General features: G+C 67.8%; 17 protein-coding genes. 3 read left to right on the plus strand and 14 right to left on the minus strand.

Features of this window, described 5'->3' with window-relative positions:
- Window positions 1-10 precede the first annotated feature (10 nt).
- From greA to hrcA, 9 genes are all read right to left on the minus strand, one after another.
- The gene (gene greA / locus DX912_RS05715) at window positions 11-487 is read right to left on the minus strand and encodes a transcription elongation factor GreA (protein WP_115841535.1); all 477 of its coding nucleotides are present in this window, start codon (window positions 485-487) and stop codon (window positions 11-13) included.
- Between the two features lie 145 nt (window positions 488-632).
- The gene (carB, locus tag DX912_RS05720; protein ID WP_115841536.1) at window positions 633-3,881 is read right to left on the minus strand and encodes a carbamoyl-phosphate synthase large subunit; all 3,249 of its coding nucleotides are present in this window, start codon (window positions 3,879-3,881) and stop codon (window positions 633-635) included.
- A gap of 8 nt (window positions 3,882-3,889) precedes the next feature.
- Window positions 3,890-4,333, minus strand: a complete 444-nt coding sequence (locus DX912_RS05725) for a DUF6973 domain-containing protein (RefSeq protein ID WP_115841537.1) — start codon at window positions 4,331-4,333, stop codon at window positions 3,890-3,892.
- Complete coding sequence (gene carA / locus DX912_RS05730) at window positions 4,330-5,454, minus strand: glutamine-hydrolyzing carbamoyl-phosphate synthase small subunit (RefSeq protein WP_115841538.1); 1,125 nt, start codon at window positions 5,452-5,454, stop codon at window positions 4,330-4,332. Before carA ends, DX912_RS05725 begins: the two co-directional genes overlap by 4 nt.
- Window positions 5,455-5,659: 205 nt before the next feature.
- A complete protein-coding gene (dapB, locus tag DX912_RS05735; RefSeq protein ID WP_115841539.1) occupies window positions 5,660-6,385 on the minus strand; it encodes a 4-hydroxy-tetrahydrodipicolinate reductase in 726 nt (241 codons plus the stop codon).
- Window positions 6,386-6,504: 119 nt separating this feature from the next.
- Window positions 6,505-7,626: a molecular chaperone DnaJ gene (gene dnaJ / locus DX912_RS05740; RefSeq protein ID WP_115841540.1), complete on the minus strand. Its 1,122-nt coding sequence runs from the start codon at window positions 7,624-7,626 to the stop codon at window positions 6,505-6,507.
- 122 nt (window positions 7,627-7,748) lie between these two features.
- On the minus strand, window positions 7,749-9,671 hold the full coding sequence (gene dnaK, locus DX912_RS05745) for a molecular chaperone DnaK (RefSeq protein ID WP_115841541.1): 1,923 nt from the start codon (window positions 9,669-9,671) through the stop codon (window positions 7,749-7,751).
- Window positions 9,672-9,795: 124 nt separating this feature from the next.
- Entirely contained in the window at window positions 9,796-10,323 is a 528-nt protein-coding gene (gene grpE / locus DX912_RS05750) for a nucleotide exchange factor GrpE (RefSeq protein ID WP_115841804.1), read from the minus strand.
- Window positions 10,324-10,509: 186 nt separating this feature from the next.
- Window positions 10,510-11,562, minus strand: a complete 1,053-nt coding sequence (gene hrcA, locus DX912_RS05755; RefSeq protein WP_115841542.1) for a heat-inducible transcriptional repressor HrcA — start codon at window positions 11,560-11,562, stop codon at window positions 10,510-10,512.
- Between the two features lie 172 nt (window positions 11,563-11,734).
- On the opposite strand from hrcA, the gene recN reads away from it, so the two are divergent.
- Window positions 11,735-13,402, plus strand: a complete 1,668-nt coding sequence (gene recN, locus DX912_RS05760; protein WP_115841543.1) for a DNA repair protein RecN — start codon at window positions 11,735-11,737, stop codon at window positions 13,400-13,402.
- 66 nt (window positions 13,403-13,468) lie between these two features.
- On the opposite strand, the gene fur is transcribed toward recN, so the two are convergent.
- Window positions 13,469-13,885, minus strand: a complete 417-nt coding sequence (gene fur, locus DX912_RS05765) for a ferric iron uptake transcriptional regulator (RefSeq protein WP_115841544.1) — start codon at window positions 13,883-13,885, stop codon at window positions 13,469-13,471.
- Between the two features lie 160 nt (window positions 13,886-14,045).
- On the opposite strand from fur, the gene DX912_RS05770 reads away from it, so the two are divergent.
- Entirely contained in the window at window positions 14,046-14,438 is a 393-nt protein-coding gene (locus tag DX912_RS05770) for an outer membrane protein assembly factor BamE (RefSeq protein WP_115841805.1), read from the plus strand.
- A 54-nt stretch (window positions 14,439-14,492) separates the two neighbouring features.
- Here DX912_RS05770 and DX912_RS05775 read toward each other — a convergent pair whose 3' ends face one another.
- Together DX912_RS05775 and DX912_RS05780 are read right to left on the minus strand one after the other, a co-directional pair.
- Window positions 14,493-14,765 (minus strand): RnfH family protein, encoded by a 273-nt coding sequence (locus DX912_RS05775; RefSeq protein WP_115841545.1) that lies wholly within the window; start codon window positions 14,763-14,765, stop codon window positions 14,493-14,495.
- Window positions 14,762-15,211 (minus strand): type II toxin-antitoxin system RatA family toxin, encoded by a 450-nt coding sequence (locus tag DX912_RS05780; protein WP_115841546.1) that lies wholly within the window; start codon window positions 15,209-15,211, stop codon window positions 14,762-14,764. Before DX912_RS05780 ends, DX912_RS05775 begins: the two co-directional genes overlap by 4 nt.
- 61 nt (window positions 15,212-15,272) lie before the next feature.
- On the opposite strand from DX912_RS05780, the gene smpB reads away from it, so the two are divergent.
- Window positions 15,273-15,785 carry an SsrA-binding protein SmpB gene (gene smpB / locus DX912_RS05785; RefSeq protein WP_115841547.1) on the plus strand — a complete coding sequence of 171 codons (513 nt, stop codon included), beginning with the start codon at window positions 15,273-15,275 and terminating at the stop codon, window positions 15,783-15,785.
- A gap of 183 nt (window positions 15,786-15,968) precedes the next feature.
- On the opposite strand, the gene DX912_RS05790 is transcribed toward smpB, so the two are convergent.
- Together DX912_RS05790 and DX912_RS05795 are read right to left on the minus strand one after the other, a co-directional pair.
- Window positions 15,969-18,170 carry a CHASE domain-containing protein gene (locus tag DX912_RS05790; protein ID WP_115841548.1) on the minus strand — a complete coding sequence of 734 codons (2,202 nt, stop codon included), beginning with the start codon at window positions 18,168-18,170 and terminating at the stop codon, window positions 15,969-15,971.
- An 81-nt stretch (window positions 18,171-18,251) separates the two neighbouring features.
- The gene (locus DX912_RS05795) at window positions 18,252-18,500 is read right to left on the minus strand and encodes a hypothetical protein (protein ID WP_181902724.1); all 249 of its coding nucleotides are present in this window, start codon (window positions 18,498-18,500) and stop codon (window positions 18,252-18,254) included.
- Between the last annotated feature and the right edge of the window lie 114 nt (window positions 18,501-18,614).

The raw sequence follows: 18,614 nt of genomic DNA on the forward strand, positions 1-18,614 counted from the left end.
CGAAAGGGAATCAGCCGGCGTAGCTGACGCCGACGATCTCGTATTCGCGCGTGCCACCAGGCGCGTCGATGGTGATCGTGTCGCCTTCGTGCTTGCCGATGAGCGCACGCGCGACCGGCGACGAAATGGCGATCAGGCCGAGTTTGATGTCCGCTTCCAGGTCGCCGACGATCTGGTAGCGACGCTCTTCGTCGGTCTCGGTGTCGGCCAGCTCGACCGTGGCGCCGAAGACGACGCGCGAGCCGGCATTGAGCGAGGCCACGTCGATGACCTGCGCGTGCGACAGCTCGGATTCGAGCTGCTTGATGCGGCCTTCGATGAAGCCCTGCTGTTCGCGGGCGGCGTGGTACTCGGCGTTTTCCTTGAGGTCGCCGTGCGCGCGCGCTTCGGCGATCGCGTTGATCACCGCCGGGCGCTTGACCGACTTCAATTCTTCCAGCTCGGCGCGCAGACGCTGCGCGCCCTGAAGGGTAATGGGTGCTCGCATTGCTTGTTCTTCCTGTGCGCCGGGCGCGGGAGCCCGGCGGTGGCGATATGCGGATTCTGTATCAGATGGGCGCCGGGGTGAACCCGCCCGGCGGCCCCGCCGGCGACCCGGGCGCGATTCGCGTCCCGGGCGGCCAAGGCAGGGCTCAGGCGCCCTGCACTTCGGCGTGCAGTTCCTGCAGCGACCAGACCGGGCCGGTGCCGCGGTATTCCAGCGAGTTCACCAGCGCACGCGCGCCCGACACGGTGGTCGAGTACGTGACGCGATGCTGCAGCGCCTCGCGGCGGATCGAGAACGAATCGTTGATCGCCTGGCGACCCTCGGTGGTGTTCACGATGTAGGCGATCTCGCCGTTCTTGATGAGGTCGACGATGTGCGGACGGCCTTCGGTCACCTTGTTGATTCGCTCGCAGGCCAGCCCGTTCTCGGTGAAGAACCTGTGCGTGCCTTCGGTGGCCACCAGCGTGTAGCCGCGCTTGACCAGGTCCTGCGCGACCGGCAGCACGCGCTTCTTGTCCGGATCGCGCACCGACACGAACACCTTCCCGCCTTCCGGCAGCGCCTTGATGCCGCCGGCTTCCTGCGCGCGCGCCATTGCGGCGCCAAAGTTGCGGCCGACGCCCATCACTTCGCCCGTCGAGCGCATTTCCGGCCCAAGGATCGGATCGACGCCCTGGAACTTGGCGAACGGGAAGATCGCTTCCTTGACCGAGTAGTACTCCGGCACGATTTCCTTCACGGCGCCCTGCTCGGCCAGCGTCTTGCCGACCATGCAGCGCGCGGCAATCTTCGCCAGCGCCATGCCGGTGGCCTTCGACACGAACGGCACGGTGCGCGAGGCGCGCGGGTTCACTTCGATCAGGTAGATGGTTTCGCGGCCCTCGTCGTCGAAGGTGATCGCGAACTGCGTGTTCATCAGGCCCACGACCTTCAGCGACTTGGCCAGCGCGACGACCTGCTCGCGCAGCTTGTCCTGCACGGCCGCGCTCAACGAATACGGCGGCAGCGAGCACGAGGAGTCGCCCGAGTGCACGCCGGCTTCCTCGATGTGCTCCATCACTCCGCCGACCAGTACGTTGCCGTCCTTGTCTGCGATGACGTCGACGTCGACTTCCACCGCGTTGTCGAGGAAGCGGTCCAGCAGCACCGGCGAGTCGTTGGAGACCTTCACCGCATCGCGCATGTAGCGATGCAGGTCGGCGTCCGCGTGGACGATTTCCATCGCGCGGCCGCCCAGCACGTAGCTCGGGCGCACGACCAGCGGGTAGCCGATCTGCGAGGCGAGCACGATGGCTTCCTCCGGATTGCGAGCGGTACGGTTCAGCGGCTGCGCCAGGCCCAGGTCCTGCACCAGCTTCTGGAAGCGCTCGCGGTCTTCGGCCAGGTCGATGCTGTCCGGCGAGGTGCCGATGATCGGCACGCCGTTGGCTTCCAGCGCGCGCGCCAGCTTCAGCGGCGTCTGGCCGCCGTACTGCACGATCACGCCCTTGGGCTTCTCCAGATCGCAGATTTCCAGCACGTCTTCCAGCGTCAGCGGCTCGAAGTACAGGCGATCGGAGGTGTCGTAGTCGGTCGAGACGGTTTCCGGGTTGCAGTTGACCATGATGGTCTCGAACCCGTCCTCGCGCAGCGCCAGCGCCGCGTGCACGCAGCAGTAGTCGAACTCGATGCCCTGGCCGATGCGGTTCGGGCCGCCGCCGAGCACGATGATCTTGTTGCGGTTGGTCGGCTCGGCTTCGCACTCGTCTTCATAGGTCGAGTACATGTACGCGGTGGTCGTGGCGAACTCCGCCGCGCACGAGTCCACGCGCTTGTACACCGGACGCACGCCGAACGCGCGGCGCAGCGTGCGCACGGCGGTCTCGTCGGTGCCGGTCAGCTGCGCGATGCGCGCATCCGAGAAGCCCATGCGCTTGAGTTCGCGCATGCGCGTCTTGTCGAGCGACGACAGCCCGGCCGCCGCGACGTCCTGCTCGGCGGCGATGAGTTCCTCGATCTGGTCGAGGAACCAGGGGTCGACGAACGACAGCGCGTGCACGTCTTCCACGCTCATGCCCGCGCGGAACGCGTCGCCGATGTGGAACATGCGCTCCGGACCCGGCTCCTTGAGTTCGCGACGCAGCTTCGTCAGATCGTCTTCGCTGGCCAGGTCCAGGCCCGTCGGATCGAGGCCGACCTTGCCGGTTTCCAGCCCGCGCAGCGCCTTCTGCAGCGATTCCTGGAACGTGCGGCCCATCGCCATCACCTCGCCGACGGACTTCATCTGCGTGGTCAGGCGCGCGTCGGCCTGCGGAAACTTCTCGAACGCGAAGCGCGGGATCTTGGTGACGACGTAGTCGATGCTCGGCTCGAACGACGCCGGCGTGAGGCCGCCGGTGATCTCGTTCTTCAGTTCGTCCAGCGTGTAGCCGACGGCGAGCTTCGCAGCGACCTTCGCGATCGGGAAGCCCGTCGCCTTCGACGCCAGCGCCGACGAACGCGACACGCGCGGGTTCATTTCGATGACGACGACGCGGCCGTTCTTGGCGTTGATGCCGAACTGCACGTTCGAGCCGCCGGTGTCCACGCCGATCTTGCGCAGCACGGCGATAGAGGCATCGCGCAGGCGCTGGTATTCCTTGTCGGTGAGCGTCTGCGCCGGCGCGACGGTGATCGAGTCGCCGGTGTGCACGCCCATCGCGTCGAAGTTCTCGATGGAACAGACGATGATGCAGTTGTCCGCCTTGTCGCGGACCACTTCCATCTCGAATTCCTTCCAGCCCAGCACCGATTCCTCGACGAGGATTTCGTGCACAGGCGAGAGTTCCAGGCCGCGCTTGGCGATCTCCTCGAACTCTTCCTTGTTGTAGGCGATGCCGCCGCCGGTGCCGCCGAGGGTGAACGAGGGGCGGATGATGGTCGGGTAGCCGACCTTCGCCTGGATCTCGATCGCCTGCTCGAAGTTGCGGGCGACTTCGGCCTTCGGGCATTCAAGTCCGATCTCGGCCATCGCGACGCGGAACAGCTCGCGATCCTCGGCCATGCGGATGGCTTCGCGCGAGGCGCCGATCAGTTCGACGTTGTACTTCTCCAGCACGCCGTTGTCGGCGAGGTCCAGCGCGCAGTTGAGCGCGGTCTGGCCGCCCATCGTCGGCAGCAGCGCGTCGGGCTTTTCCTTCGCGATGATCTTCTCGACCGTCTGCCAGTTGATCGGCTCGATGTACACGGCGTCGGCCATGTTCGGGTCGGTCATGATCGTGGCCGGGTTGCTGTTGACCAGCACCACGCGGTAGCCCTCGTCGCGCAGCGCCTTGCACGCCTGCGCGCCGGAGTAGTCGAACTCGCAGGCCTGGCCGATCACGATCGGGCCGGCGCCGATGATCAGGACGGTTTTGATGTCGGTGCGCTTGGGCATGGGGGTCCTCAGTAAAGTCGTTCCTGCCACGCGTCGGGCGCGAGCCAGGTGATCTGGTCGGGCGATCGGGCGTCGATCGCGCCTTCGTTCACGGCAGCAAGCACGGCCTGCTGCATGGCGGTCCAGCTGTCGGCGGCCGCGCCGATGCGCGCGCCGAGCCGGTTGTTGTGCGCATCCATCGCACGCGCCGCGTTGCCCTGCCCGCCGCGTTCCATCACCGCCGTGACCAGGTCGACGCAGCGCGGCGACGAGGTGTAGGCGACGATGGCGCTGGCGAGCGAGTGGCGGTACGCATCGGCCGGGCCGTTGCGACCGCCGGGCAATCCGGCGGCGAAGAACTGCGAGTACGTGGCCACCATCACGAACGCCGGGTAGGCGCCCAGCACGACCGCAACAACGAACAACCTGCGCCAGTGGCGCTTGCGGGCGGGCTTGGTGGCCGCGTGGCTCACTTGGCCTGCTGCATCATGGTCACGAACCGGTCGAACAGCGGCGCCACGTCGTGCGGACCGGGGCTCGCTTCCGGGTGTCCCTGGAAGGAGAACGCCGGCGCATCGGTGAGTTCGATGCCCTGGTTGGTGCCGTCGAAGAGCGAGCGGTGGATCACGCGCACGTTGGCCGGCAGCGTCGCTTCGTCGACCGCGAAGCCGTGGTTCTGCGAGGTGATCATCACCCGGCCCGTGTCGAGGTCCTGGACCGGATGGTTCGCGCCGTGGTGGCCGTGACCCATCTTCACCGTCTGCGCGCCGGCGGCGAGCGCCAGGAGCTGGTGGCCCAGGCAGATGCCGAACGTCGGGATCTTCGCGGAGATGAACTCCTTGATCGCCGCGATCGCGTAATCGCACGGCGCCGGGTCGCCCGGGCCGTTGGACAGGAACACGCCGTCGGGCTTGAGCGCGAACACGTCCGATGCCGGCGTCTGTGCCGGAACCACCGTGAGCTTGCAGCCGCGCTCGGCGAGCATGCGCAGGATGTTGAACTTGACGCCGTAGTCGTACGCGACGACGTGGAACTTCGGCTCGGCGCAAACGAACGCGTTGTTGTCCAGGTCGAGCTGGCCGTCGGTCCATTCGTACGACTCGCGCACGCTGACTTCCTTCGCCAGGTCCATGCCCTTCAGGCCGGGGAACTTGCGCGCGGCCTCGAAGGCCTTGTCGACATCGATCTCGCCCGCCATCAGCGCACCGTTCTGCGCGCCCTTCTCGCGCAGGATGCGCGTGAGCTTGCGGGTGTCGATGTCGGAGATGGCGACGATGCCGCGAGCGTTGAGCCATTCCGGCAGCGAGACCTGGCTGCGCCAGTTGCTGGGACGGCGCGGCACGTTGCGCACGATCAGGCCCGAGGCGAAGCAGCGAGCGGCTTCGTCGTCGTGGTCGGTGCAGCCGGTGTTGCCGATGTGCGGGTACGTCAGGGTCACCAGCTGACGCGCATACGACGGGTCGGTGACGATTTCCTGGTAGCCGGTGATGGCCGTGTTGAAGACGACTTCGCCGACGGAAAGGCCGGGCGCGCCTACGGAAACGCCCTCGAAGAGGGTGCCGTCTTCGAGTGCGAGGATTGCGGGTTGGGTCACGGGGATCGCCTTGGCTGCCGGGGGGTGCTGACCCTTCCCGTCGCGCAGTCGCCAATAAATCCGGGCTGCAGCAAAGCGCGGACGCGGTGCGGGACCGGTCCGACGGAAGGGGTTCAGGCGAGCCGGAATTCTAGCGGCCCGGGCCGGGTAACGCCAGCGTCATGTGCATCGAGGCGGGCAATCGGCCCGATTCCGCCTGCCGCGTTCAGGCAAGCAGATCGCGCAGCCGGTAGCGGCCCGGCGCGCGCCCGGCGAGCTTCGCGGCCGCGTGGAGCGCGCCGCGGGCAAAGATGTCGCGGTTGGTGGCGCGATGGACCAGTTCGATCCGCTCCCCCGGCGCGGTGAACTGCACCAGATGCTCGCCGACGATGTCGCCGGCCCGGAGCGAGGCGTAGCGAGGCGACGCCCCGCCCAGCACCGCACTCGCGCCCAGCGCCAGCGCGGTGCCCGACGGCGCGTCCTTCTTGTGCACGTGGTGCGATTCGACGATGTCGCAATCCCAGCCCGGCAGCGCCTGGGCGGCGCGTTCGACCAGTTCGCTCAGGATCGCCACGCCCAGGCTGAAGTTCGCCGCCCACAGCAGCGGGATGCGCTGCGATGCGGATTCCAGCGCGGACAACTGTGGCGCTTCCAGACCCGTGGTGCCCGATACCAGTGCCGCACCGCGCTCCTCGCACAGTGCAAGGATGGGATCGAAGCCCTGCGGCAGGCTGAAATCGATGGCGACGTCGAACGCCGGCGCGCCATGCAGTTCGGACGCGGCGAAATGCGCCACGCCGTCCACCACGCGCTGAGCCGGCTGCGAACGCTGCACGGCGGCGACAACCACGACGTCGTTGCGTTCGGACGCCAGGCGCAGCAGCGCCTGCCCCATGCGGCCGGATGCGCCGTGAACGAGGATTCGGGTCTGCGGAGAAGTGTGATCGCTCATGCGGGCAGTCTGAAGGCGGGTCTGCGTCGCGACAAGCGCCCGGGCATCAGGCACTAACTTCCAGACAAAAAAGCCGCGGACGATGCCGCGGCTTTCAGGTGTTTCGATCCGTGCGAGCGTCAGGACGTCATCCGATCCCAGAAGCCCTTCACGCCATCGAGGAAGGTCGACGCACGCGGCGAATGACGACGTGCGCCATCGCCGGCGAAGGTCGCTTCGAACTTCTCCAGCAACTCGCGCTGCTCGGCGGTGAGGTTGACCGGCGTTTCCACCACGGCACGGCAATACAGATCGCCCGGCTTGCGGCTGCGGACCGACTTCACGCCGCGGTCGCGCAGGCGGAACAGCTTTCCGGTCTGCGTTTCGGCGGGAATGCGCAGTTCGACTTCGCCTTCCAGCGTCGGCACGCGGATCGTGTCGCCGAGCGCCGCCTGTCCGATGCGCACCGGCACTTCGCAGTGCAGGTCGTCGCCGTCGCGCTGGAAGATCTCGTGCTCGCGCACGCGCACGTCGACGTACAGGTCGCCCGGCGGCGAACCGGCCGGGCCGGCTTCGCCCTCGCCCGCCAAGCGGATGCGATCGCCGTTGTCGACGCCGGCGGGGATCTTCACCTGCAGCGTCTTGGTGCGTTCGACACGGCCCTGGCCGTTGCAGTCGGCGCACGGGTTGGGAATCGTCTTGCCGCGACCGCCGCAATGCGGGCAGGCCTGCTGCATCGAGAAGATGCCGCGCTGGAAACGCACCTGGCCGCGGCCATGGCAGGTCTGGCAGGTTTCGGTCTTGCCGTCGGCCGAACCCGAGCCGTCGCAGGTCTCGCATTCGTCGAGCGTCGGGATCTCGATGGTCTTCTCGGCGCCGAAGACGGCTTCCTCGAGCGACAGCTCCATCACGTAGCCGATGTCGGCGCCGCGACGCGGGCCGCGCTGGGCGCCGCCACCGAAGATGTTGCCGAAGATGTCGCCAAAGATGTCGCCCATATCGGCGTAGCCCTGACCGCCGCCACCGCCCATGCCGTGCTCGAACGCGGCGTGGCCGTGCTGGTCGTAGGCGCGACGGCGGTTGCCGTCAGACAGGACTTCGTAGGCTTCCTTGCACTCCTTGAACGAAGCTTCCGCGGCGGCATCGCCAGGGTTGCGGTCCGGATGGAACTTCATCGCGCAGCGGCGATAGGCCTTCTTCAGGTCTTCGTCGCTGGCGTCGCGGGCCACGCCCAGCACTTCGTAGTAGTCGCGTTTGCTCATGGAGCGATTCGGGATTCGTGATTCGGGATTCGTGAAAACAACGGCGGCTCAGACACAGGAAAGGGATCCGGGCACGGAAACTGCTTTTCCGAATCCCGAATCCCCATTCCCGAATCCCGGCTTTACTTCTTGTCGTCCTTGACTTCGGTGAACTCGGCGTCGACCACGTCGTCGGACTTGGCGCCGCCCGACGGGCCTGCACCGGCGTCCGGACCGCCCGGCTGGCCAGCGGCCGACGCCGCCGCGAACAGCGACTGCGCGGCCTCTTCCAGCGCCTTGGACTTGGCCTCGATCTGGCCCTTGTCGTCGCCGCGCATCGCGGTTTCGAGTTCGGCGATCGCGCCTTCGGTGCGACCGATGACGTCGCCGGCCACCTTGTCGCCGTTGTCCTTGATGGCGCTGCGCGCGGTGTGGATCAGCGCGTCGGCGTGGTTGCGGGCCTGCACCAGCTCGTGGAACTTCTGGTCTTCCTCGCGGTGGGCCTCGGCGTCGGAGACCATCTTCGCGATCTCTTCCTCGGACAGGCCCGAACCGGCCTTGATCTCGACCTTCTGTTCCTTGTTGGTCTTCTTGTCCTTGGCCGACACGTGCAGGATGCCGTTGGCGTCGATGTCGAAGGACACCTCCACCTGCGGCATGCCGCGCGGCGCCGGCTCGATGCCGGTCAGGTCGAAGCGGGCCAGCGACTTGTTGTAGCGGGCCTGCTCGCGCTCACCCTGCAGCACGTGCACGGTAACGGCCGACTGGTTGTCCTCGGCGGTGGAGAACACCTGCGAGGCCTTGGTCGGGATGGTGGTGTTCTTCTCGATGATCTTGGTGAAGACGCCGCCCAGGGTTTCGATGCCCAGCGACAGCGGGGTCACGTCGAGCAGCAGGACGTCCTTGACGTCGCCGGCCAGCACTCCGCCCTGGATCGCGGCGCCCAGCGCCACGGCCTCGTCGGGGTTGACGTCCTTGCGCGGTTCCTTGCCGAAGAACTCGGCGACGGCCGACTGCACCTTCGGCATGCGGGTCTGGCCGCCGACCAGGATCACCTCGCTGATCTCGCTGGCGCGCAGGCCGGCGTCGTTCAGCGCGATGCGGCACGGTTCGATCGTGCGCTTGACCAGGTCGTCCACCAGCGCCTCGAGCTTGGCGCGGGTCAGCTTGATGTTCAGGTGCTTCGGGCCCGAGGCGTCGGCCGTCACGTACGGCAGGTTCACTTCGGTCTGCTGCGCGCTGGACAGTTCGATCTTGGCGCGCTCGGCGGCGTCCTTCAGGCGCTGCAGGGCCAGCGGATCCTTGCGCAGGTCGATGCCCTGGTCCTTCTGGAATTCCTCGACGAGGTAATCGATGACGCGCTTGTCGAAGTCTTCGCCGCCCAGGAACGTGTCGCCGTTGGTGGACAGCACTTCCACCTGCATTTCGCCGTCGACCGAGGCGATCTCGATGATCGACACGTCGAACGTGCCGCCGCCGAGGTCGTAGACCGCGACCTTGCGGTCGCCGCCCTTCTTGTCCATGCCGTAGGCCAGCGCGGCCGCGGTCGGCTCGTTGATGATGCGCTTGACGTCCAGGCCCGCGATCTTGCCGGCGTCCTTGGTCGCCTGGCGCTGGCTGTCGTTGAAGTACGCCGGCACCGTGATGACGGCTTCGGTGACGGTCTCGCCCAGGTAGGCCTCGGCGGTCTTCTTCATCTTGGCCAGCACTTCGGCCGAGATCTGCTGCGGGGCCATCTTCTTGCCGTCGGAGGTCTCGACCCAGGCGTCGCCGTTCTCGTGCTGGGTGATCTTGTACGGGACCAGGCCGATGTCCTTCTGGACTTCGGCGTCGGTGAACTTGCGCCCGATGAGGCGCTTGACGGCGAAGAAGGTGTTCTTCGGATTGGTGACGGCCTGGCGCTTGGCGCTGGCGCCGACGAGGACTTCGCCGTCCTTGGTGAAGGCGACGATGGACGGGGTGGTGCGATCGCCTTCCGCGTTCTCGATGACGCGCGGCTTGCCGCCTTCCATGATCGCCACGCACGAATTGGTCGTGCCCAGGTCGATACCGATGATCTTGCCCATGGTGTTGCTCCCTCTCTGATCTTTTGACTGTGCGGCGGCGCGAGGCCGCCTGCTTGAAGGTTGATGGCGGCCACGTGCCGCCGATGTGCGTTATCTGGGGGGCTCGCGGCCCCGCTTCAAGGCGTCAGTCGTGCCTGGCCACCACGACCAGCGCCGGGCGCAGGAGGCGATCGTTCAGCACCCAGCCCTTCTGGTAGACCTGCACGACGTCGCCGGGCGCGTGGCCGGCGGGATCGACCATGCTCATGGCCTGGTGGCGTTCGGGGTCGAACGGCTGGCCGACCGGGTCGACCATGGTCAGGCCGTTTTCCGACACCACCTTCAGCAACTGGCGCAACGTCAGCTCCATGCCCTCGCGCAGGTGGGCGGCGGTATCGGCCTGCACGGCGAGGCCGGCTTCGAGGCTGTCGATCACCGGCAGCAGCTCGGCGAGCAGGCGTTCGTTGGCGAACTTGCGCGCCATGTCGACGTCGCGCGCCATGCGCTTGCGCTGGTTTTCCAGCTCGGCGCGCTCGCGCAGCGTCTCCTCGCGCAACTGGGTCAGCTCGGCCTGGAGGCCTTCGAGCTGCGTGGCGAGCGCGTCGGGGGTCTCGGTGTTGGGGGCTGCTTCGGCGGTCTGGTTGGGTTCGCCGGAAGGCGTGCTAGCGGTCATGCGGTGCTCCATCCCTGCGCCATGGGCGCTCAAACATGCTGGAATTCAAGGTCTTGCAGCCGCGCTCACAGGCGCGTCAGGGCAGCAATGGGGCCCGCCCCTGCCGGATTCAAGACGGCAATGTCCAACACGAGCGCTCCGGCGGATGCCGGCCAGCGGCCTCCTCAACGGGATACGCGTGGCCCGTTACGAGTCCGGGTTCAGCGCTGCACCGAGCGCGTCCGCCGCGGCCTGCACCACCGGGATCACGCGGTCGTAGGCCATGCGCGTGGGGCCGATGACGCCCAGCACGCCCAGCACCGTCCCCGAGCCGGAGGCCACGTACGGGGCGGTCACCAGCGACATGCCTTCCAGCGGGGCCAGGCCGGTTTCCTCGCCGATGAAGATGCGCACGCCCGGCGCCTGCACGGTGCGTTCGAGCAGCTGGAGGATCTCCCGCTTGCGCGAGAAGGTGTCGAACAGGTCGCGCAGGCGGTCCAGGTCGGCCAGCTCCTGCACGCCCATGAGGCGCGTCTGGCCGGCCAGCACCATGTCGTCGCCGCCGGGCGCGAGCGCCTGCTCGGCCAGTTCGACCGACTGCGCCAGCAGCAGCTGCATCTCGTCCTGCGCGCTGCGCAGTTCCCGCACCAGCGTGGCGCGGATGTCGGCCACCGTGCGCCCGGCGAAGTGTGCATTGAGGTAGTTCGCCACGCGCTCCAGTTCGCCGGCATCGAACGGCCGGCGCGTGAGCACGATGCGGTTCTGCACCTCGTTGTCGGCGAAGACCAGGATCGCCAGCACGCGCGAGCCGTCCAGCGGCACGAAGTCGATGCGCCGGAAGGCGAACTGCTCGCGCTTGGGCACGCTGACCACGCCGACGAAATGGGTCATCGCCGACAGCAGCTCCGACGCGCTGCCCAGCAGCGCCTGCGTCCCCGACCCCGCCGGCAGCTCGCCGCGAAGGCGCGCGACGTCGGTTTCAGGCAACGGGCGCACCTGCAGCAGCGAGTCGACGAAGAGCCGGTAGCCCTGCGGCGTCGGCACGCGCCCGGCCGAGGAATGCGGGGCGCTGAGCAGCCCGGCGTCTTCCAGGTCGGCGAGGATGTTGCGGATCGTCGCCGGGCTGACGTCCAGCCCCGCGTGGCGCGCCAGCGTCTGCGACCCGATCGGCTCGCCGCTGCGGATGTAGCGGCCGATCAAGGTGCGCAACAACTGGCGTGCGCGCGGGTCGAGGCTGGGATCGGCGGGTTTGCGGCTCATGTCGGCGATATATGACGGCTGGGTACGGGGCGCAAGTCGGGACGCACGGAGCCCTCCGCCCGGAGCCGCACGCGGCGCCAGCGCACGAAGCGGAACCCCGGTCGCGATCTCCACCCGTGAGACGCCCCACCGCTATCAAGCCGCAACCCACACAGGGCACAATCGCGCTCCGATGCTCGTCCACCTGTCCCTCAAGCAATTCGCCGTCGTCACCGAAGCCGAACTGGCCTTCGGTCCCGGCCTGACCGTCATCTCCGGCGAAACCGGCGCGGGCAAGTCGCTGCTGGTCGACGCGCTGGGCCTGATCTCCGGCTTGCGCGCCGACAGCGGCGTCGTGCGCCACGGCGCCGATCGCGCCGAACTGGCGGCCGAATTCACCCTCGACGATGTCCCGCTCGCCGCCGCATGGCTGCGCGAGCACGAACTCGACGAGGACGACGCCTGCCAGATCCGTCGCGTCATCCGAGCCGACGGCGGCTCGCGCGCCTGGGTCAACGGCCGCCCGGTCACGCTGGGGCAGCTCGGCGAGCTGGCCGCGCTGCTCGTCGAAATCCACGGGCAGCACGAACACCAGGCGCTCCTCTCGCGCCCGAGCCAGCTCGCGCTGCTCGACGCGTTCGGCCGCACTGATGCCGAGCGTCGCGCCGTCGAAGCCGCCGCGGCCCGCTGGAGCGCGCTGCTGGCCGAACGCGAAACGCTGCTCGCGCAGGGCGACGTCTCCGACCGCATCGACTGGCTCGAACACCAGCACGCCGAGCTCGATCGCGAGGAGCTCGCGCCCGAGGCCATCGCGCGCCTCCTGTCCGATCACCGTCGTCACGCGCACGCCGCGGGGCTGATCGCCGCCTGCGACGGCGCGTTCGCGCAACTCGGCGGCGAGGACGGCCCGTCGCTTTCGCGCACGCTCCAGCACGTGCGATCGGATCTTGCACGTGTCGCCGAGCACGAGCCGCGGCTTTCCGAAGTCGACGGCATGCTCGATGCGGCGACCATCCAGATCGACGAAGCGCTCGCCCTGCTCGACCGCGTGCGCAGCGAACTGGACCTGGACCCGTCGGCCTTCGACGCGCTCGAACACCGCCTTGGCCGCCTGCACGAGCTGGCGCGCAAGCACCGCGTCACGCCAGAACAACTCGCCTCGCATCGCGACGCCATCGCGACCGAACTGGACGTCCTGCGTGGCGCGGGCGTGCGACTGGCAAAACTCGATGGCGAGATCGAAACGGCCCGCACCGCGTGGCGTGAGGTCGCGCAGGTGTTGAGCGCGCGGCGCCGCGAGGCCGCGGCGAACCTGGCGTCGAGCACGAGCGCGCTGATCGGCGAACTCGGCATGGGCGGCGGACGCTTCGACGTCGAGCTGGAGCCGCTCGAATCCGAACGCCCCGATCCGCAGGGCGCCGAGCGCGTGGAATTCATGGTGGCGGCGAACCCGGGGCAGCCGGCGCGTCCGCTGCGCAAGGTGGCGTCGGGCGGCGAACTGTCACGTATCTCGCTGGCGATCGAGGTCGCGGCGCTGGGGCTCGATACCGTGGCGACGATGGTCTTCGACGAGGTCGATACCGGCATCGGTGGCGCCGTGGCGGAGATCGTCGGCCAGAAGCTGCGCGCGCTTGGAGCGAGCCGGCAGGTGCTGTGCGTCACCCATCTGCCGCAGGTGGCGGCGCAGGGCCATGCGCATTACCGCGTGAGCAAGGCCAAGAGCGAAGGCGTCACGCAGAGCGCGGTGCAGTTGCTCAAGGCGAAGGAGCGCGAGGAGGAACTGGCGCGCATGCTCGGCGGCGTCGAACTCACGCGCGAGGCGCGTGCGGCCGCAAAGCGGTTGCTGGCCGACGTGGTGTAACGGCGCTCATCGCCCACAAAAAAAGCCCGCCATCGGCGGGCTTTTTCGTTCGCGGAACCCGGCAGGTCAGACCGCCGGCGCGCCCTTCTTCCGGCGCACGTAGAGGACGAGCGAGTGCTCCTCGATCTCGTAGCCGTGCTTGGCCGCGACCTTGCGCTGCAGCTCTTCGATCTCCGGGCTTTCGAACTCGATGATCTTGCCGCTGTCGATGTCGACCATGTGGTCGTGGTGATGGCCGCGATCGAGTTCGTACACCGACTGCCCGGCCTCGAAGTTGTGCTTGAGCACCAGGCCGGCGGCCTCGAACTGCGTGAGCACGCGGTACACCGTCGCCAGGCCGATGTCCTCGCCGTGTTCGAGCAGGTGGCGGTAGATGTCCTCGGCGGTCATGTGCCGCGGCTTGGCCTGCTCGAGCAGCTCCAGGATCCGCAGGCGCGGATGGGTGACCTTGAGTCCGGCCTTGCGGAGTTCTTGCGATTCCATGATGGTCCCTCAACGATGCGGCGCGACCGGTGGCGCCGGAACGGCGGATGAACACGGCCGACCCCGAAGGTGGACGGCCCGACTCCGCGCTTGGTGGATGCGCCCGGCAGTGTATCATCGCCGCGTTATCCGCCTGTCGCAGACACCGATGCCGAAGCACATGCACAAGCTCCTGCTGGTCCTCTCCATTGCCTTGGTCACCAGCGGCTGCGGCATCCTCTACAAGCAGCCGATCTACCAGGGCAACCTGCTGGAAAAGGCCAACGTCGACCAGCTCCAGACCGGCATGAGCAAGCAGCAGGTCACCCTGCTTCTCGGCACACCGTCGATCGACGACCCCTTCCATCACGATCGCTGGGATTACACCGCCACGCAGCGCACCAACCGCCGCGGCACCACCGAGCAGAAGAACCTCACGGTGTGGTTCGAGAACGACGCCGTCGTGAAGTGGGAAGGCGACTACTTCCCCGAGCAGGACGAGCAGCTGGCGCGCCAGACGGTCAAGCAGTTCGGCCGCAACCTGCCGAAGGAAAAGGGCAAGAAGGGCCGCTGATCCGACCTTCGCTCCTGTAGCGCGTCGCTCCGCAGCGCAAACGAAAACCCCGGCTTACGGCCGGGGTTTTGTTTTGGTCGACTCGGCGCGCCGGCGCCTCGCATCCTTCGGATCGGCGACCAGGGGCCGCAGCAGTTCGACGCGATCGCCTTCGTGCAACACGGTCTCGCCATCGGCGCGAACGCCAAATACGGCACAGGCCACGATGTCCGCATCGTCCTTCCAGCCGGAGGCCGCCAACGCCTGCGCGACCGTCGCATCGGCGGGCAACTCGACCCACACCGACTCGAAGCGCCGCGGCCAGGCGCGGACGACCTCGACCTTCACGCCTCTTCGCCCCGGTCGGCCACGCGCACGAAGTCGTCGACCATGCGATCGGCAAGGCTCTGGAACCCCACCGCCATCGCCGGGCCGAGCAGCTTCACCTTCGGCTCGAAGTTGAGCGTGAGGGTCACCTTGCAGGCGGACTCGTCCAGCGCGTGGAATTCCCAGCGCCCGCCCAGGCTCTGGAACGGGCCGTCGACCAGTTTCAGGTCGATGTGGTGCGGCGCGCAGGTGGTGTTCTCGGTGGTGAACCAGGTGCGCAGCGCGCCGAAGCCGATGTCCAGCCGCGCCACCATGCGCCCGGTGCCGTCCTCGTTCACGCCCTCCTCCAGCACCTGCGAGCCCTCGCACCAGCCGAAACGGCGCGAGTAGGCGGCCACGTCGTTCACCAGCGCATACATGCGCGCGGCGGAGTGTTCGACGAGGGCGGAACGGCGGATGGTCTGCATGCGGCGGCGATCCTGAAGCGATGAAGTCGCGCGCGGGCCCCGCTTCGGGGACAATGGCGCGATGTCCAAGAATTCCAACAAGAAGACCGGCAAGGATAAGGGAAAGGGCGCTGGCGGCGGCACCATCGCGCTGAACAAGCGCGCCCGCCACGAGTACAGCCTCGAGGAGAAGTTCGAGGCGGGCCTGTCCCTGCAGGGCTGGGAGCTGAAGGCGATCCGCGCCGGACGCGCCAACATCGGCGACGCCTACGCGGTGGTCCTGCACAGCGAGATCTTCCTGATCGGCGCGCAGATCACGCCGCTGATCTCCGCCTCGACCCATGTCGTGGCCGACGATCGCCGCTCGCGCAAGCTGCTGCTGCATCGTGCCGAGATCGACAACCTGATCGGCCGCGTGCAGCGCGACGGGTACACCTTGGTGCCCACCGCGCTCTACTGGAAGGGCAACAAGGTCAAGGCGGAGATCGCGCTCGCCAAGGGCAAGCAGGCGCACGACAAGCGCGAGGCGAGCAAGGAGCGCGACTGGCAGCGCGAGAAGCAGCGCGTGATGCGTCGGCATAACAAGGACGCTTGAACCAGGCAAAGCCTGGTTGTTTCCGGGCTACGCCCGAAAACCCCGCGATTTGCTACGCAAACCGCGGGCCGCGAACAGTGCACATCCATCCCCCATTCGCGCCTTCGGCGCGAATCGCCCCCAACTTGGGGGCTTGGCGACTTCGTACACAGGAAATCGCCGTTCGAAGAGGCCGGCCGCCCATTACTCCGCCAGCTTCTCCCGCGGCAGCGTGAACCAGAACGTGGCGCCCTTCCCCACTTCGCCTTCGGCGCGGATGGTCCCGCCGTGGCGCTCGACGATGCGCTTTACCGACGCCAGGCCAATGCCGTGGCCGGCGAAGTCGTCGTTGTGATGCAGCCGCTGGAACGGACGGAACAGCTTGTCGACATACGCCTGCGAGAAGCCCGCGCCGTTGTCGCGCACGAAGTACTCCAGCCCCTGCTCGCCCATGACCGCGCCGAACTCGATCCGCGCATCGAGCCGATCGCGCGTGAACTTCCACGCGTTGCCCAGCAGGTTGCCGAGGAGGTTGCGCAGCAGCGGCGCGTCGCCGATCACGAACAGCTCCGGCTGGATGTCCACCTCGACCTGGCGCCGGCTGTCGCTTACGCGCAGCTCCTCGATCACCTCGCCGGCAAGGCGGCTCAGGTCGACCCGTTCCAGCCGCAGTTCGCTGCGGCTGACGCGCGACATCTTGAGCAGCGCGTCGATCAACTCGCCCATGCGGCCCGCCGCACGTCGCACGCGCACCAGGTAACCGCTGCCGTTCTCGTCCATTCCCGCCGAATGCCGCTCGATCAGGATCCGGCTGAAGCCGTCGATCGCACGCAGCGGCGCGCGCAGGTCGTGTGAGACGCTGTATGCGAAGGCCTCCAACTCCTGGTTGGCCTGGCTCAATTCGCGGGTGCGCAGCGCGACGCGCGCTTCCAGCGTCCGGTTGAGCGCGTGCACCCGCGCCTCGGCGCGAAGACGCTCGGTCACGTCCTCCACCTGCACCAATCCGACGATGTCCTGGCCGACGTTGCCCGGCACCGGCGCATAGGTCAGTTGGGCCTGGCGCGGGTCGCCGCCTTCGCGATGCAGCCGTCGCGTCGCGCGATGTACGCCCTGCGCGTCGGTGGTGCCGTGGCCGTAGGCGATCAGCTCCGGCTCGTCGCTTTCGAACAGCGTGTCGAAGCGCTTGCCCACCAGCGCCTCGGGCGTGAGCCCAACGATGTTCGCCAGCGCCGGATTGGCCTCGACGATATGGCCCTCGCTGTCCAGCAGCGCCTTGCCGATCGCCGAATACCGCATCGCGCTACGGAAGCGCAGCTCGCTCCGGCGATAGTCCTCCGTCATGCGCACGGCGATGCGGTACGCCTGCGCTTCGGTGCGCGCGAGCATCCACGCGATCGCGTATAGCAGCAGCGACGAGAACAGCCCGAGCGCCAGCAGGTTCTGCAGGCCCTGCAATCGCGGCGCGGCCTGCGCCACGGGTGGCGATTCGAAGTCCACGCGCCAGTGGCGGCCGTAGAGTTCGAACGCACTGCTGTGCCGGAATGCCGGCGGCGGGCGATCGGCCGGCGCGTACGTCGCGTAGAGCAGGCGCTCGCCGGCGGACACGTCGATCACGCGGAACTGGCTGTCGTTGCGCAGCGCGCCCAGCGCATTGCGCACGAACCCTTCCATGCGCACGGGCACGTACACCCAGCCCTGCATGTCGGCGCGACGGTTCGCCAGCGTCGCCGGCCGCCCGCCGCCGCGATACACCGGCAGGTACAGCAGGATGCCGGTGCTGCGCAGCGAGCCGTCCTGGATGAGGTGCACCGGGCCGGACAGCGTCGCGTTGCCCGTTTCCATCGCCTGCACCATCGCGGCCTGGCGCACCGGCTCGGAGTACATGTCGAAGCCGATCGCGCCCACGTTCGCGGGCGTCTTCGGTTCGAGGTAAAGGATGGGCCCGTAGTCGCGGCGCTGCCCGCGCGGCCAGATCTCGAGCAGGCCGTGGCCGGCATCACGCCATTCCAGCTGCAGGTCGGCCAAGCGCGTGGCGGGGACGAATTCGGCGAATCCAAGGCCAACCATGCCGGGGAAGCGACGCTGCAGGTCCATTCCGTCCACGTACGCCTGCCACTGCGCCGGCGACGGCCGCGGCCGCGTGACCGACGCGAACATCGACACGCCACCGCGCGCGACCAGTTCGTACTTGGTCATGCCCTGGCGCAGTAGCTCGGTGACTTCGGCGGTCTTGCTGATGAACTCCGCCTCGGCCGAACGCAACTCGCGTTCGCGCGCCGCCCGCCACGCGGTGAAGACCAGCAGCAGCGAGCCGACGAGCACGATGAGCGCGAGCAGGTACCCGCGGCGCGGCGACAGCTCGGACAGGTCGGGCGTGCGGTCTTCGCGAACGGCCTCGGGGCTCATTCCCCAAGCATACAGGGCCGAGAATTTTTCGCATTCAGCCGGGTGGACCCGCCCCGCGTTGGTTAGCGCTCACGCGCATCGTCACGTGCGTGGCCCGCGCGGCGAACGTCGCACGCCGGACAGTGCGAGCAGCTCGATCGCATCCACGCGGAAGCTGCATGCCCTGGCCATGATAAGTGCACGTTTTCTAGTGGTTACGTAGCCGCGCTTGCGCATTCGGCGCAGCATTTCGGTGCTGATGCCGGCCGCCTGCGCGGCCGCGCCGCAGGAGTTGAAACATTCAACGTATCGCTCGACCGGATTGGCCGCGACGTCCATTTCGATAGTCATGGCGCAAATGGATACCACCGCCAGTTGCCACATTCAACAACCTGAAGATGCGTGCTTTTCGCAGACGCTGCGCAACAATAAATTGCGACGTCTCACACTCCTCGTGTGGGTGTC

It is taken from the genome of Lysobacter soli (assembly GCF_003382285.1).
Lineage (GTDB): Bacteria > Pseudomonadota > Gammaproteobacteria > Xanthomonadales > Xanthomonadaceae > Lysobacter_J > Lysobacter_J soli.

Coding starts and splice junctions, on each gene's coding strand:
- DX912_RS05770 (WP_115841805.1), top strand. CDS start 14,046: ATGCACAAGCTCCTGCTGGTCCTCTCCATTGCCTTGGTCACCAGCGGC.
- carB (WP_115841536.1), bottom strand. CDS start 3,881: ATGCCCAAGCGCACCGACATCAAAACCGTCCTGATCATCGGCGCCGGC.
- grpE (WP_115841804.1), bottom strand. CDS start 10,323: ATGACCGCTAGCACGCCTTCCGGCGAACCCAACCAGACCGCCGAAGCA.
- DX912_RS05790 (WP_115841548.1), bottom strand. CDS start 18,170: ATGAGCCCCGAGGCCGTTCGCGAAGACCGCACGCCCGACCTGTCCGAG.
- fur (WP_115841544.1), bottom strand. CDS start 13,885: ATGGAATCGCAAGAACTCCGCAAGGCCGGACTCAAGGTCACCCATCCG.
- smpB (WP_115841547.1), top strand. CDS start 15,273: ATGTCCAAGAATTCCAACAAGAAGACCGGCAAGGATAAGGGAAAGGGC.
- dnaJ (WP_115841540.1), bottom strand. CDS start 7,626: ATGAGCAAACGCGACTACTACGAAGTGCTGGGCGTGGCCCGCGACGCC.
- dnaK (WP_115841541.1), bottom strand. CDS start 9,671: ATGGGCAAGATCATCGGTATCGACCTGGGCACGACCAATTCGTGCGTG.
- DX912_RS05780 (WP_115841546.1), bottom strand. CDS start 15,211: ATGCAGACCATCCGCCGTTCCGCCCTCGTCGAACACTCCGCCGCGCGC.
- greA (WP_115841535.1), bottom strand. CDS start 487: ATGCGAGCACCCATTACCCTTCAGGGCGCGCAGCGTCTGCGCGCCGAG.
- DX912_RS05795 (WP_181902724.1), bottom strand. CDS start 18,500: ATGACTATCGAAATGGACGTCGCGGCCAATCCGGTCGAGCGATACGTT.
- dapB (WP_115841539.1), bottom strand. CDS start 6,385: ATGAGCGATCACACTTCTCCGCAGACCCGAATCCTCGTTCACGGCGCA.
- recN (WP_115841543.1), top strand. CDS start 11,735: ATGCTCGTCCACCTGTCCCTCAAGCAATTCGCCGTCGTCACCGAAGCC.
- hrcA (WP_115841542.1), bottom strand. CDS start 11,562: ATGAGCCGCAAACCCGCCGATCCCAGCCTCGACCCGCGCGCACGCCAG.